Source organism: Pseudoalteromonas sp. UBA2102 (assembly GCF_002331165.1).
GTDB classification, from domain to species: Bacteria; Pseudomonadota; Gammaproteobacteria; order Enterobacterales; family Alteromonadaceae; genus Pseudoalteromonas; species Pseudoalteromonas atlantica.
Genome location: NZ_DCYU01000072.1, coordinates 1 through 13,105, shown reverse-complemented (window position 1 = coordinate 13,105; position 13,105 = coordinate 1). Strand labels below are relative to the sequence as shown.

Here is a 13,105-nt window from a genome sequence, read left to right as displayed (position 1 = left end):
CAATCTTATAATTAGTATAAGCAACATTGTCTACTTGCAGCTCCACTAATTGTAAGTCTATGCCATCTAACACAAGCGCTGAGTTTTGATTTGTTGTTCTTTTAAGCGTTAGTAGCGCCGTCACTTCTGTATTTAGTGGTTGTAAGTCAAAAGTGAGTTCAGTGTGCTCTATAGAAAAATTAGGCGCAGTGTAGTCTTTTAAGTATTGCGCTTTTGGCTTTGCTGAAACAGTCATAGTTACTCCAACTAAAGCTCCTTAAAAAAGGAGCTATTTAGATTTAAGCAGGTTGCTTGGGTTCAATGCGTAAAATTTTAATGCCTACGTACGCATAAATAATGGCTAAGAAAGGGTTAATTAAATTAAAGAAAGCATACAAGGCATAGTCAAATGGGTTTATTAATAAAACGCTTTGCATGTACGCTCCACAGGTATTCCACGGAATTAGCGGGCTTGTTATTGTGCCGCCATCTTCTAAAGTACGCGATAAATTAACGGGCTTTAAACCACGCTTTTTATATTCTTCTTTAAACATACGACCTGGCACTACAATAGCAATGTATTGATCAGCCGCTATTAAGTTGGTGCCCACACAAGTAGCAATGGTTGATGTAATAAGCGAGCCTGTGCTTTTTGCTATTTTTAAAATGCTCTTAACAAAAATATCTAATAAACCGGTTTTTTCCATAATGGCACCAAACATAAGAGCCGTCATGATCAGCCATGTTGTGGTTAACATCCCTGCCATACCGCCACCACTGAGTAGTGAATCCATTTTGTCATCACCCGTGTCGATGCTAAAACCATCGAAAAAAGTCGTCCAAATAATTTTAAAATAACCAACCAACTCACCCTGAGAAAGGTCGATTTGTGTCGCAATTAAATCAGACTGAAACAACATTGCCCACACAGCACCAATTACAGCGCCAATTGAAATTGCCGGAAAAGCTGGCATTTTTTTAATAGCTAAAACTAGCAGCACAATTAATGGAATTAACATTTCAAAGCCAATATTAAAGTTTTGCTCTAAAATCGCTGTTATTTCGTCAATCCTGCCGGCTTCATTCGAGGCAGTTGCATTAAAGCCCATAAATATAAAAATGATTAATGCAATGACAAAGCTAGGAACAGTAGTCCATAACATGTGGTGAATATGTTCAAATAAATCAGCTCCTACAACAGCCGGTGCTAAGTTAGTAGTTTCAGAAAGCGGACTGAGTTTGTCACCAAAGTAAGCACCCGAAATAACCGCCCCTGCCGTCACTGTTTGATCAAGCCCTAACCCGGTGGCCACCCCTAAAAGCGCCACACCTATGGTGGCAGCTGTGGTCCAAGAGCTACCTATACTCATTGCAACAATGCCACAAATTAAGCAGCTTGCGGCGTAAAACCAGCTTGGGTTAATAACCTGTAAGCCATAGTAAATGAGCGTTGGCACGGTACCCGACAACAACCAAGTACCAATTAAGGCGCCCACCATTAATAAAATTAAAATAGCCCCCAATGATAAGGTAATACCTTCAATCATGGCTTCTTCAAGCTTTTTCCACGTGTAGCCATTTTTTAGCCCTATTAGTGCCGCAGCAAAGGTGGCAAATAATAACGCTATTTGGTTAGGACCTGATGACGAGTTATCGCCAAATAAATATACCGCTGCGCCTAAAAGGCAAATTAAAACAGTGATAGGAACAAGTGCATCAAAAAACGAGGCGGGTTTAATCGGTTTTTCTAAAGGCTTCAAAATAGTGACTCCTGCACACCACAAATCGTGGCGTGGTTATTTATTATTTTTAGCGTATCAGTGCTTTTTTTAAGCCACAGTAATGTAACTCAATTTAGTAATTCGCGATTATAGCAATTTAGCGAAATTTAGGTAACAAAAAAGGCGCAAAAAGCGCCTTTTTAAAAGAGGTATACACGTATTTTATTTCTTAGCGATACGGCCAAAGTTAATATAGTCTTGCGTAATGAGTGCTGCCTCTTCTAAGAAAGGGTCTAACTCTTCAATTACCTCTGGTACATCATCTAGGTTTTCAATCGGCTCTTTACCTAAACGCTTTAAACGCTCATTAGTGCGCGCTAAAGTACGTGCTTCATTTTCATCTTTTTCTTTAATACGGTCTGCTTCAACTAAAGAAATAGTTTTACGGTCTTTTTCTTCATTGTAACGAGCAATATCATCAAATACATAACCAAATTCGGGCTCTGTTTTAATACGTAGTTCGTGTTGTTTCTCTAGATAACTAATCACAGGGGTTAAATTACCCTGCTTTTTGTACTTAGCTCGCACTATGCTATCCCAAGGTAATGCATTATCTTGCTTGCTCTCACCCCATTCTGCTGGGTCTATCGCCGAAGGGAAGGAAATATCAGGAATAACCCCTTTGTGCTGCGTACTGCCACCATTTATACGGTAAAATTTAGCAATAGTGTACTGTACACTTCCTAAATCGTTGTCGTATAAATCATACGCACGGCCTAAGCCTTTGTGTTGTTGAACCGTTCCCTTACCAAAGGTTTGCTCGCCAATAATCACTGCACGGCCATAATCTTGCATTGCGGCGGCAAAAATTTCAGAGGCTGAAGCACTGTAGCGGTCAACTAAAACAGTTAGTGGGCCATCGTAATAGGTAATGCCATCACGATCTTTTTGCTCTTCAATACGGTTATTTAACGTATGAATTTGTACTACCGGACCTTGATCAAAAAAGAGGCCTGATAGTTGCGTAGCTTCATATAGTGATCCACCGCCATTTTGGCGCAAGTCAATAATAATACCGTCTACATTTTCTTCTTTGAGTTTAGCTAATTCAACTTTAACGTCTTTCGAAAGGTTGTTATAAAAACCAGGGATCTCAATAACACCGATTTTTGACGTTAAATTTGAATAACTGGCCTCAAATACTTCAGATTTGGCCGCTCTGTCTTCTAAGCGAATTTTATCACGGGTGATTTCAACAACTTTTGGCGTGCCATGCGCATCAGAGCCTTTAAGATATTGTAAACGTACCTTGGTTCCTTTCGGGCCTTTGATTAGGTCAACAACATCATCTAAACGCCAACCAATCACATCAACAAACTCTTTTTGATCTTGAGCAACACCAATAATTTTGTCGTCAGCTTTTAGCTGCTCTGTTTTATCGGCGGGCCCACCCGGTACTAAGCTGCGAATAACGGTGTAATCTTCATCCGGACTTAAAACGGCGCCAATGCCTTCAAGCTCTAAGTCCATATCCATTTTAAATTGTTCTGCGCGGCGCGGCGATAAGTACGACGTATGTGCCTCGATACTGCGCGCTAGCGAGTTCATTACAATTTGAAATGCATCTTCTGAATTTGTTTGCACTAAACGTTTTTGTGCATTTTTGTAACGCTTGGTAAGAACTTCCTTAATACCTTCCCAATTTTTACCTGTCATTTTTAAACGAAGGGCATCATATTTAACACGTTCACGCCAGATTTCATCAAGCTCTGCTTGCGATGCTGGCCATGCCGCATCTTCACGATCAAAAAAGTATTTATCGTCTTTATCAAACGTCATTTCTTTATCTAGTAGCGATAAAGAGTAATCATAGCGTTCAAAACGACGCTTTAAGCTTAAGTTAAAAATATCAAACGTAAAACCAAGTTTGCCCGTGGTAATCGCATTATCAAAATCGTCGCGGTATTTTTCAAACGTTGCAATGTCGCTTGCTAAAAACACGCTTTTGTTAAAATCAAGGGATTCGATATAACGATCATACACTTTACTGGAAAGCGCATCGTTAAATCGAACCGGTGTATAGTGTGAACGAGCAAATAAGTTAGCCACTCGTTTGCTGGCAGTGCCATGTTGACTTTCTTGTTTAAGTACAGGCAAGTCTTCAAGTTTTGCCGCTTCAACTGAAGCGAATAAAGAACCCGAAAACAGGGCAGCAACTAACGGAATGAGCGTAAACTTTTTACTCATACACAACTCCTTAATTTATTTACAACTTAAATAATGTATAAGCTGTCAGCTTTGGTTTTAACTTGCATGCCTGTTACTAATTCAACATGAACTTCGTCTTTGTTTACTTCAGTAATTACTGCATTAACAAGTGCTTGGCCAAGTTTTACCTTAACCTTGTTATTAACCTTGACCTCACTTGCAGGTAAAGGTTCAACTTTTCCTGAACGTTTAGCAGGGGCTGCTTTAGCTGGTTTGTTAGCTGGAGCATTATTTTTGCTAGCGTGGGCTGGCTTTTTCTTGAAAGGTTTAGAGTCTGAATCTTGGCGTGGACGCTGTTGTTTTTTGCGTTTAGCCATTTTAGCACGGCTTTCTTCTAGTGCTTTTTGAGCGTGGTCAATGTGCTCTTGCTCAACTTTTTCACCTTGATTACCATCAAGGTCAATACGAAACTCTGACTTAGTCACAGCTTCTAAATAACGCCAATTAGACGTGTATTTTCTAAGTGCTTGGCGTACTTGTGTCTTACTTACTTTTTCAGACCCTTCGATACGCTCGGCAATATCTTTAAAAATACCGACTTTAAGCGGTTTAATACCGTCTTTTTGTTTAAAACATTGTGGAAATTCTTGATAAAGAAATTCCAACACTTCATTAATATCTTTTAGCTTGTTTGTGGTTTCCATTTTAGAACCTATTTTTCACATCTTTTCGTCAAGGGAGGAATCAACATAGTGTATTACCCAGTCAATTAACTCTTCGAAGTCAGCTTCTAGTACTGCCAAGTCACCTCGAAGGTGTTCCCAAATACCATTTATTATTTCATCGATTGATTCACAGTCTAAATCATCTGGGATTTTATCCCAGGCTATGTGAATCAAATCATTGAGCGTTTCCGCTACATGTTCTTCATCCCCTTCCCAATCGCCTACATCTTGTACTGCGAATAGGTAGTCTTGAACATTTAGCAAATCTTTCATTACAAGCTTGCCTCTAAGCATTTAACTAATGCTTCTAAACCAGCTTGGTCATCAGTATCAAAGCGACCAATAGTTGGGCTATCAATATCAAGAACAGCAACTATCTTATCATTTTTCATGATAGGTACAACAATCTCAGAATTAGACGCTGCGTCACAGGCTATATGACCTTCAAACGCATGCACATCTTCAATTAACTGTGTTTCTAGGGTTGCTGCAGCCGTACCACACACTCCTTTACCAACAGGAATACGAATACATGCAGGGTTGCCTTGAAAAGGCCCAAGCACTAATTCACTCGGCGAATCCATAAAGTAAAAGCCCGCCCAATTTACATCTTCTAAAGAGGTAAATAATAGCGCACTTACGTTAGCCATATTAGCAATGACATTAGATTCACCAGCGATTAGTGATTCAGTTTGCTTAACTAATGACTGGTAAAAATCGTGCTTTTGCATACCAAACTACTTCTTATTAAACATACAGTAGCTAAAGGTACTCTTTGTCGTGAAAAATTGAAACCTTTTACAAGTAAAAAAACAGAAATAGCGCCGTTTTTCAGCACGCTTGGTCAATATTTCTGCAATTATTTTTTTGCTGATTTACGCAGTCCAAATAAAAATAGTCCCGCAGCAAAAGCAGCCATTATACTGTTAATTAAAAATATCTCGCCTGATGTCGCACTTAGCAAGTAACTAAAAATTGCGCCGCCCAGCAGCCCAAGGGTCAGTACCCCTGAATAATTGACTTTTGCATACTTAAACATAAGCAAATAACCAGGCACTACAAAAGCGGCCATCGTAAGACCAACAATATGTGCGTTCGCAATTGCGCTCATTAATAGTTGCAGAAAAATGGTAGTGGTATCACCATTAACAGTAAGCCCATAATAAAGACCTAGTGTACTACCAACTATAACGGGGGATAATAAAGAAAGCGCGACACTTTTGGCTAGTTGATGTTTCATATAAGTTCCTAAATACACACTACAAACATTATCTTAAGCATGCACCAAGTTATTAAGGTTAGAAACAGAGACTATGGTCGTAATTTATGATGGGAAAACAAGCACTCTTTAAACGTCTGTTACTAGACATTTTAACGAATAGTTTTGCTAACTAAAAACAAACACCTATTTTGTTGGCAGTCCACGCTTACTTTTAGCTGTTTATTCGCCCATAACGTAAAGCTCACTACCTTACAGGCGCTAACCTCAATAAAAACATAGCCTTAAGGTTGCAATATAAATGCGTTCTTAAATTAATGGCTAATTTGTGCATTTAGGCTTCGGCAGTCATCTGCGGTTTGAACGGGGTATTAAACGTCGATGCTGATGTATTAATAAATAATGAGGCCATAGTGACTTCACGTTTTTTCCCTCGGCGGATCAGTGCTTCAACATACACGATACTTAATACAATAGCAGTGGCTTTATAAAGGTTGCCGTGCAAATCACCCACGGCACCACCCGACATACTAAAGATGCCATAAGCTGCATTCATAAAAATATGCATCCACATAGGAAACCAAATTTTATAACCACACTCACAATAAAGCCACGCAAACCAAGTGCCTGCAACAGTGGTTACTGCTACCGCCATTAGTGCAGAAATGGCATCGCCACCTTGGTACATGTGCCCTACTCCAAATACTACCGAGCTTGTCAACGCTGCGGGAATGAACCCCCAGCGGCAAAACCGGTATAAAGCACCAAATAAAGCCGCCCTAAATATTAGCTCTTCAAAAAAACCAGCATAGATTGAGCCTGTTATTAGTCCAGACAAAGATAAATTTAAATTACTACTCAAGTATGCATAGCCAAGTGTCATAGGTATACAGCACAGCAAAGCTGCAAAGGTATAGTTATTAAAGCCTTCGGTTTTAAGGCCAATTGCGTCAAGCATGTTATCTCTTTTAAATAGCAATGTGGTTATCACTAATAAAGGAGCATATAAAAATAAGTATTTAGCGGGGATAAATAAAACCCCAGTAGACGCATCGGCCTGGGTTAATATTTTCGTCCATTCGCTACCCCAAAAGCTTTTCATTATGTAATGACAAAAAACAAACGTGGCTATCACTAACAGTGATTTTAAAATAGTGTTCATAGTAACCTTCTTAAGTTGTATTTTTAGTTCAACTTAAGCATGCCTACTCCAGCGTAAAACTACGAACTGTTAGGGATTAACAACATTTTTAGGTATCAAATACATGTATTTGGGCTGACTAACAAGCACTTGGGGTGAGTAACAAAGCCGCTTTTATATTATCTACGTAGCTGCGCGATACCGGAACAGGCATGGGTGTGTTTTTAAGCGTTAATTGCAAGCCGCCAGCGTTGCCACTATACGAGTGAATAAAGGCAACATTAACTGCATAAGAGCGATGGCACCTAATAATTGCAGTATTAATAGAGAGCTGTTTAAGTAAGCGAGTTAAAGAAATACGCAGTAGAGTTTGCTGTATTGCGTGTCCGTCATAAACACTAATTTCGCAATAATTATCAGCCGCTTTTATAAACAAAACACGCTCTAATACTATGCTGATTGCATCATTTTTATTATCGCCAACTAACGTAATTTGCTCGAGTTCTAAAGGAAGGGCTTCACATTGCTTGATTTGTTGCCGCTGTGGTGTTTCATCAATATTAAGCTGACTAACATGGCGATTTAACATATACATAAAAATTAGCGGAAATACGCCAATAGCAAATATATAGCCAATAAACAGCATCTGATTTTGCCAATGCCACTGTCCTAAAAATGCCACAACAAAATAAGCGTGGTTAAATAAAGCACAAATTAAAATATAAAAGCCGCTTATAAGCATAATACGAAGTGGCTTATAAAAATCATAACGTAACAGCGCTATTTCAATAAAGCCCGATAATAGCAACGCAACAAAAGTGACTAAACCATAGCCTAAAAGCCTGAGTATTTTATACGACGATGTATCGTTAATTGTACCAAAAGGTTGGAATACAAATAAAACAAACAACGTTACCAACGAGAACATCATTGCACGATAAACAATAAGTTTTCTTGAATGTAAATCATCCTTGAGCCACAACATACTATTTTAATTACCAATTTTAAAATCTAAAAAATAAAAGTAGCACATTAATATGTTAATAATCTATTAATAATGGCTAATAGCAAACCGAAACGGGGAAATAAGCGAGAAAACCTAAAGGTGGCCTGATAATAAATCGTAGATACAAAAAAGCCCGCTTTAAGCGGGCTTTAGTAAAATGGTGGAGAGATAGGGATTTGAACCCTAGATGGGCTACAAACCCATGCCGGTTTTCAAGACCGGTGCATTCGACCACTCTGCCATCTCTCCGAAAGTGCTATAAATTACAAGTAAGAGTGTACTCATAATTATTGTAATAAGGTGGTGGAGAGATAGGGATTTGAACCCTAGATAGGCTACAAACCTATGCCGGTTTTCAAGACCGGTGCATTCGACCACTCTGCCATCTCTCCGCACGGCCTGCATAATAGGGAAACCAATTGGCTTTGTGAAGCTTTTTTTTAAAAAAATTGTTTAAGTGCTTAAAAAACAATTAATTTGTTTAAAGATGAAACAAATAATTTCTTTTTGATGCTTTAATGAACTTTAATTAAAAAATAACACTCTATTGATCTACAAAGGTTTGCCCAAACATATAAGAGTTGGTAATCTAATTTTAGTTAAATTATCGAAACAAATATGTTTCACTTAAAGGAGCTCTACAATGGCATTTAATCATTCGTACAATACCGCTAAACCGGTAATGTCGACCATTGAAACAAACAAGGTACTTAAAAACACCTATTTCTTACTGGCCATGACATTAGCATTTAGTGCTGTTACGGCGGGTATTTCAATGGCATTACAATTACCTTACTTTATGGGAATTGTGTTCACACTGGTTTCGTTTGGTTTATTATTTGTTGTAAACAAAAAAGCAGACTCAGCCTCAGGTGTGTTTTGGGTGTTTGCTTTTACAGGCTGTATGGGCGCAGGCCTTGGCCCACTACTTAACTATTATGCGGCTATGCCTAATGGCCCTATGCTCATTATGCAGGCGCTTGGTTCTACTGCATTAATATTTTTTGGTCTATCGGCTTATGCATTAAACACTAAAAAAGACTTCTCATTTATGGGTGGTTTTTTAACAGTAGGCTTACTAGTGGTTATTGTTGCAAGCATAGTTAACATCTTCATTGGCAGCTCGCTAATGTTTATGGTGCTTAACGCTGCTGTTGTGTTAATTATGTCTGGCTTAATCTTATTTGATACTAGCCGTATTATTAATGGCGGCGAAACTAACTACATTCGCGCGACGGTCGCTCTATACTTAAACGTATATAACCTATTTACTTCTTTACTGCACCTTCTTGGCGCAAGTGATGACTAATTAAATAGTTCTGTTAAAATAGCCCCTTTATTGGGGCTTTTTTATTGGAATTGTTTTGGCGCGATTTGTTCTTTCTTTACATACTCCTCCTTCAGATCATGACTCAACGCAACGTATTATAAAGTTTGCGAATGCATGTTTAGCACAAGGCCACACCATAGATGCGATATTTTTGTATCAAAATGGGATTTATCACGCGTCAGCTCACTTTGAGCTAGCCTCTGACGAGCTGCAAATTCCTACGCAATGGCAACAACTTGCAGATAAAAACGTCAACTTAATGCTATGTATTACTGCAGCAGAAAAACGTGGCTTAAACACAAGCCAAACAGGTGTGTTTACTGTAGCCGGGCTTGCAGAATTTGCCATGCTAGCGAGTGATGCAGATAAATGGATACAGTTTAAATGAAAAACGTTTTAGTAATGAGCCAATCCAGCCCCTTTGATGAGCTTAATACCCGCGATGCCCTAGACATGGCACTAATATTTGCCGCAGTTGATCAAAATATTAGCTGGCTATTTAGCGGCCCTGCTGTGCTTGCTTTAAAACATAATCAATCAACACAGCAACTTGGTGTAAAAGATTTTTTTAAAAACATCAAAACGCTTGAAATCTATGAAGTAGAAAACATATATGTATGTGAAAAATCGTTACTCGATTATAACTTAAGCAAATCTCAATTAATTATTGATTCAACCAGCCTCAATTACACTGAGCAACAGCAGCTGATCGGCCAGCAAGATTTTGTGGTGAACCTATGAGTACATTACACATTTTTTCAAAGCCACTGGCTTATTACGACTCTACTCAGCTTGAAAACTTAATTAAATACACCGATAAAGTACTCCTTGTTGGTGATGCCTGTTATGCCGCTAAGCAGTATTTTCAATTAAACGATTCGCTATTGTTGCTTTTAGAGGATGCGCAGGCACGCGCAGTTAAACTAAGCTCAGGCCAAACACTTATTAATTACGATGAGTTTGTTGCCCTTACTCTATCTACTAACCAATCTATTACTTGGTAATCCATGCTTGAATTTAATAATCAACAAATCGACACTGATAAACAAGGCTACTTGCTAGATTACACCTTGTGGACAAAAGAGTTAGCCCCCATTATCGCCGAGCAAGAAAACATTATCTTGAGCGAACAACACTGGGAAGTGATTAATTTTGTGCGCAATTTTTACTTAGAATATAACACCAGCCCAGCAATAAGAATGCTTGTTAAAGCCATGGCTAAAGCGCTTGGCGAGGACAAAGGCAATAGTATTTATTTGTATAAATTATTTCCCAAGGGGCCTGCAAAACAAGCCACAAAAATTGCCGGCTTACCCAAGCCCGCTAGGTGTATTTAATGGCGAACAAACCAATGCATAATCGCGCAAGTAAAAGTACCACTAAACGAACCACGGGTAGAACTTACTCACGCAGTGCGCTCACTAAAAAATGTACAACTTCGCGTGAAATTAAACCCGCTATAGCGCCTAAAGATAGAAAAATTGTTTTATTTAACAAGCCTTACGATGTGCTTTGCCAATTTACAGACGATGCCAATAGAAAAACCTTGGCTGAATTTATTCCCATTAAAGATGTATACGCTGCAGGCAGACTCGACCGTGACAGTGAAGGCTTGTTACTTTTAACAAACTGCGGAAAGCTTCAAAATACCCTTACCGCACCGAATAAAAAAACCAATAAAACCTATTGGGTGCAAGTTGAAGGCGAGCCTAGTGAAGAGGCCATTAATGCCCTGTGTAAAGGTGTTGAACTAAAAGATGGGATGACCTTACCCGCAAACGTAAAAATTATTGACGAGCCAAAACTTTGGCCTCGCGTGCCGCCGGTAAGAGAGCGAAAGTCGATTCCTACAACGTGGTTAAGTATTACAATTAATGAAGGACGTAATAGGCAAGTTCGCCGCATGACCGCCCATGTTGGGCACCCTACATTAAGGCTTATTCGCTACAGTATTGGCAATTACACGCTAGATGGCATACACAGCGCACAGTACAGTGTTATAAAAGGTGAGGTAAATGCATAAACCCCATGTAACGGTGGCTGCTGTAGTAAAAAAAGGAGAGCATTTTTTACTGGTAAAAGAGCGAGATAAATTTACTTCTAATATTTGTTATAACCAACCTGCCGGCCATTTAGAAGTAAACGAAACGCTGGCTCAAGCAGCCAGTAGAGAGCTTTTTGAAGAAACAGGTTTGTCCCTAACGCCCACTGGCTTAATCGGTATTTATAACTTACATGCGGCTAATGGGGTGCATTACTTACGCTTTTGTTTTATGTTTGATGGCACTCAAATCACCACTGAGCCCTGCCCAAAAGATGCAGATATAATTAGTGCCAACTGGCACAGTTTAGAAGACATAAAAGCACTGCCTCTAAGAAGCCATTTAGTTTTAAAATGTATTGAAGACAGCGTAAACCGCCCTATTCAAGACATAGACTTTATTTACGACGATAATTAAACATCTGCGCTTTATAGAATTCTCAAAGCTATATAAATAGTCCAAGGCTATAAATTAACTTAATGCTAGACAATTTCGTCCTTGCCTTTTTGAATAATAAAGTGCGCTGTCGGCGGCCTTAATAAACTCTTTTTGATCGCAACTATCCTCTTTATTAATTGCGTGAATACCCATGCTCAGGGTTAAGTAGCCGGTAAAGCTGTCTTCATGAGGGATGTGCAGCTCTTCAATTGCCTTTTGAATATGCTCAGCAATAAATAAGGCCCCTTGTTTATCGGTTTGAGGCAGCAATACAACAAATTCTTCTCCGCCATAACGCGCCACAAAGTCCTCGGTGCGGCTTACCGTGCACGCTATTGCTTGCGCCACGTTATACAAACATAAATCACCTTCAACATGCCCGTAGCGGTCGTTAAAGAGTTTAAAGTGATCAATATCGATTAATATAATCGCCAAATCGTCACCACACTCAACGGCTTTTTCAAACTCTTTACTTAGCTTTTCATCAAAACGACGTCTATTTGCTATTTGTGTTAGCGAATCTAAAAATGCCATGTCGCGTAAAATATTTTGATCTTCTAAACGCTTGGTCGCATCATTAAATACAGCAATATATTCTTCGCCCAAATTGATTCCAGATACTTCCATGGTAATTGTATTACCGTTTTTACAAGTAACATGGTAATCATTCGCGGGGATGTCTTGTCCTGTTTCATTGCCAATTTCTAACGCCGATTGCCACGTTTTTTTCACGGACTCTCGATAGTGAGGATCTGGGTATGCATTAACCCACCACTGCTCTAAGTTAGGTAAGTCATCAACGGTATAACCAAATACATCTATAAAGCGCTGATTAACTCTAATAATATCACCGGTTTTAGCACACACATTAGAGATAGGCATAGGCAAAATAGTAAATAAATGGGCGTAGTGGCTCATCTCGTGGCGCTTCATAGGATGATGCATTTTTTTAGATAGGAAACTGTATGGCACATCTTCTTTTTCGTGAGAAAGCGAATGCTCCATAGTTAATACAAAGTACCACTCGTTCCACCATTTTTGTGTTGCTTCAATTAACGCCACTTCAGATTGGTTAATTAAATCTAAAGATGCGGTAACTGAATCAAAAATAGCATTAACGGGGCTAGTCTGTTGAGAGTCTACGGGCACGCTGTGTTTAAATATTTCATGAAAAAGTTTGTAGGCAGATTGCTTAAACTCACTCGTCGGGTTTTCAAGTAACTGCTTTACATGAAAGCTTGAGTTAGTCGTATAAAACGTAATTAGGGTCGTAAGTTTTTTTACCTGAAAGGCGTA

The 13,105-nt window shown here is 39.0% G+C and carries 17 protein-coding genes and 2 tRNA genes; 7 read left to right on the top strand and 12 right to left on the bottom strand.

Translation table 11 applies throughout. The features are described 5' to 3' along the window. The 11 genes from B2R65_RS09970 to B2R65_RS09920 form a co-directional block, all read right to left on the bottom strand. Positions 1 to 235 (bottom strand): hypothetical protein (locus B2R65_RS09970; protein WP_286742262.1); only part of this gene is annotated, 235 nt, incomplete at its 3' end. Between the two features lie 43 nt (positions 236 to 278). Then, entirely contained in the window at positions 279 to 1,739 is a 1,461-nt protein-coding gene (gene nhaC, locus B2R65_RS09965) for a Na+/H+ antiporter NhaC (protein ID WP_171036153.1), read from the bottom strand. A 183-nt stretch (positions 1,740 to 1,922) separates the two neighbouring features. Beyond that, positions 1,923 to 3,947: a carboxy terminal-processing peptidase gene (gene prc, locus B2R65_RS09960; RefSeq protein ID WP_286742261.1), complete on the bottom strand. Its 2,025-nt coding sequence runs from the start codon at positions 3,945 to 3,947 to the stop codon at positions 1,923 to 1,925. Between the two features lie 26 nt (positions 3,948 to 3,973). Beyond that, the gene (proQ, locus tag B2R65_RS09955) at positions 3,974 to 4,612 is read right to left on the bottom strand and encodes an RNA chaperone ProQ (protein ID WP_286742259.1); all 639 of its coding nucleotides are present in this window, start codon (positions 4,610 to 4,612) and stop codon (positions 3,974 to 3,976) included. Between the two features lie 15 nt (positions 4,613 to 4,627). Further along, a complete protein-coding gene (locus B2R65_RS09950; RefSeq protein WP_055016013.1) occupies positions 4,628 to 4,906 on the bottom strand; it encodes a hypothetical protein in 279 nt (92 codons plus the stop codon). Beyond that, the gene (locus tag B2R65_RS09945; RefSeq protein WP_055016014.1) at positions 4,906 to 5,364 is read right to left on the bottom strand and encodes a GAF domain-containing protein; all 459 of its coding nucleotides are present in this window, start codon (positions 5,362 to 5,364) and stop codon (positions 4,906 to 4,908) included. Before B2R65_RS09945 ends, B2R65_RS09950 begins: the two co-directional genes overlap by 1 nt. A 128-nt stretch (positions 5,365 to 5,492) precedes the next feature. Continuing rightward, positions 5,493 to 5,873, bottom strand: a complete 381-nt coding sequence (locus B2R65_RS09940; RefSeq protein WP_286742257.1) for a hypothetical protein — start codon at positions 5,871 to 5,873, stop codon at positions 5,493 to 5,495. A 313-nt stretch (positions 5,874 to 6,186) separates the two neighbouring features. Then, positions 6,187 to 7,014: a CPBP family intramembrane glutamic endopeptidase gene (locus B2R65_RS09935; protein ID WP_286742256.1), complete on the bottom strand. Its 828-nt coding sequence runs from the start codon at positions 7,012 to 7,014 to the stop codon at positions 6,187 to 6,189. A gap of 118 nt (positions 7,015 to 7,132) precedes the next feature. Beyond that, complete coding sequence (locus tag B2R65_RS09930) at positions 7,133 to 7,978, bottom strand: LytTR family DNA-binding domain-containing protein (protein WP_286742255.1); 846 nt, start codon at positions 7,976 to 7,978, stop codon at positions 7,133 to 7,135. 179 nt (positions 7,979 to 8,157) lie between these two features. Then, positions 8,158 to 8,248: transfer RNA gene (locus tag B2R65_RS09925), tRNA-Ser, on the bottom strand. Positions 8,249 to 8,300: 52 nt separating this feature from the next. Next, positions 8,301 to 8,391 (bottom strand) — tRNA-Ser (locus B2R65_RS09920). A 251-nt stretch (positions 8,392 to 8,642) separates the two neighbouring features. Between B2R65_RS09920 and B2R65_RS09915 the strand changes: the two genes are divergently transcribed. From B2R65_RS09915 to B2R65_RS09885, 7 genes are read left to right on the top strand one after another with little or no spacing between them, the layout of a single operon-like run. Continuing rightward, complete coding sequence (locus tag B2R65_RS09915) at positions 8,643 to 9,308, top strand: Bax inhibitor-1/YccA family protein (RefSeq protein ID WP_004586716.1); 666 nt, start codon at positions 8,643 to 8,645, stop codon at positions 9,306 to 9,308. Positions 9,309 to 9,363: 55 nt separating this feature from the next. Beyond that, on the top strand, positions 9,364 to 9,717 hold the full coding sequence (gene tusD, locus B2R65_RS09910) for a sulfurtransferase complex subunit TusD (RefSeq protein ID WP_004586717.1): 354 nt from the start codon (positions 9,364 to 9,366) through the stop codon (positions 9,715 to 9,717). Further along, complete coding sequence (gene tusC / locus B2R65_RS09905; protein ID WP_055253730.1) at positions 9,714 to 10,070, top strand: sulfurtransferase complex subunit TusC; 357 nt, start codon at positions 9,714 to 9,716, stop codon at positions 10,068 to 10,070. Before tusD ends, tusC begins: the two co-directional genes overlap by 4 nt. Continuing rightward, on the top strand, positions 10,067 to 10,333 hold the full coding sequence (tusB, locus tag B2R65_RS09900) for a sulfurtransferase complex subunit TusB (RefSeq protein WP_273602638.1): 267 nt from the start codon (positions 10,067 to 10,069) through the stop codon (positions 10,331 to 10,333). The genes tusC and tusB overlap by 4 nt, the downstream gene beginning before the upstream one ends. Positions 10,334 to 10,336: 3 nt before the next feature. Continuing rightward, the gene (locus B2R65_RS09895; protein ID WP_004586720.1) at positions 10,337 to 10,666 is read left to right on the top strand and encodes a TusE/DsrC/DsvC family sulfur relay protein; all 330 of its coding nucleotides are present in this window, start codon (positions 10,337 to 10,339) and stop codon (positions 10,664 to 10,666) included. Beyond that, entirely contained in the window at positions 10,666 to 11,352 is a 687-nt protein-coding gene (locus B2R65_RS09890; RefSeq protein WP_286742248.1) for a pseudouridine synthase, read from the top strand. Before B2R65_RS09895 ends, B2R65_RS09890 begins: the two co-directional genes overlap by 1 nt. Then, a complete protein-coding gene (locus B2R65_RS09885; protein ID WP_286742246.1) occupies positions 11,345 to 11,788 on the top strand; it encodes an NUDIX domain-containing protein in 444 nt (147 codons plus the stop codon). The genes B2R65_RS09890 and B2R65_RS09885 overlap by 8 nt, the downstream gene beginning before the upstream one ends. A 54-nt stretch (positions 11,789 to 11,842) precedes the next feature. Here B2R65_RS09885 and B2R65_RS09880 read toward each other — a convergent pair. Next, the coding region (locus tag B2R65_RS09880; protein ID WP_286742244.1) for a sensor domain-containing diguanylate cyclase at positions 11,843 to 13,105 on the bottom strand (1,263 nt) is incomplete at its 5' end.

Coding starts and splice junctions, on each gene's coding strand:
- prc (WP_286742261.1), bottom strand. CDS start 3,947: ATGAGTAAAAAGTTTACGCTCATTCCGTTAGTTGCTGCCCTGTTTTCG.
- proQ (WP_286742259.1), bottom strand. CDS start 4,612: ATGGAAACCACAAACAAGCTAAAAGATATTAATGAAGTGTTGGAATTT.
- B2R65_RS09950 (WP_055016013.1), bottom strand. CDS start 4,906: ATGAAAGATTTGCTAAATGTTCAAGACTACCTATTCGCAGTACAAGAT.
- B2R65_RS09945 (WP_055016014.1), bottom strand. CDS start 5,364: ATGCAAAAGCACGATTTTTACCAGTCATTAGTTAAGCAAACTGAATCA.
- B2R65_RS09940 (WP_286742257.1), bottom strand. CDS start 5,873: ATGAAACATCAACTAGCCAAAAGTGTCGCGCTTTCTTTATTATCCCCC.
- B2R65_RS09935 (WP_286742256.1), bottom strand. CDS start 7,014: ATGAACACTATTTTAAAATCACTGTTAGTGATAGCCACGTTTGTTTTT.
- B2R65_RS09930 (WP_286742255.1), bottom strand. CDS start 7,978: ATGTTGTGGCTCAAGGATGATTTACATTCAAGAAAACTTATTGTTTAT.
- B2R65_RS09915 (WP_004586716.1), top strand. CDS start 8,643: ATGGCATTTAATCATTCGTACAATACCGCTAAACCGGTAATGTCGACC.
- tusC (WP_055253730.1), top strand. CDS start 9,714: ATGAAAAACGTTTTAGTAATGAGCCAATCCAGCCCCTTTGATGAGCTT.
- tusB (WP_273602638.1), top strand. CDS start 10,067: ATGAGTACATTACACATTTTTTCAAAGCCACTGGCTTATTACGACTCT.
- B2R65_RS09895 (WP_004586720.1), top strand. CDS start 10,337: ATGCTTGAATTTAATAATCAACAAATCGACACTGATAAACAAGGCTAC.
- B2R65_RS09890 (WP_286742248.1), top strand. CDS start 10,666: ATGGCGAACAAACCAATGCATAATCGCGCAAGTAAAAGTACCACTAAA.
- B2R65_RS09885 (WP_286742246.1), top strand. CDS start 11,345: ATGCATAAACCCCATGTAACGGTGGCTGCTGTAGTAAAAAAAGGAGAG.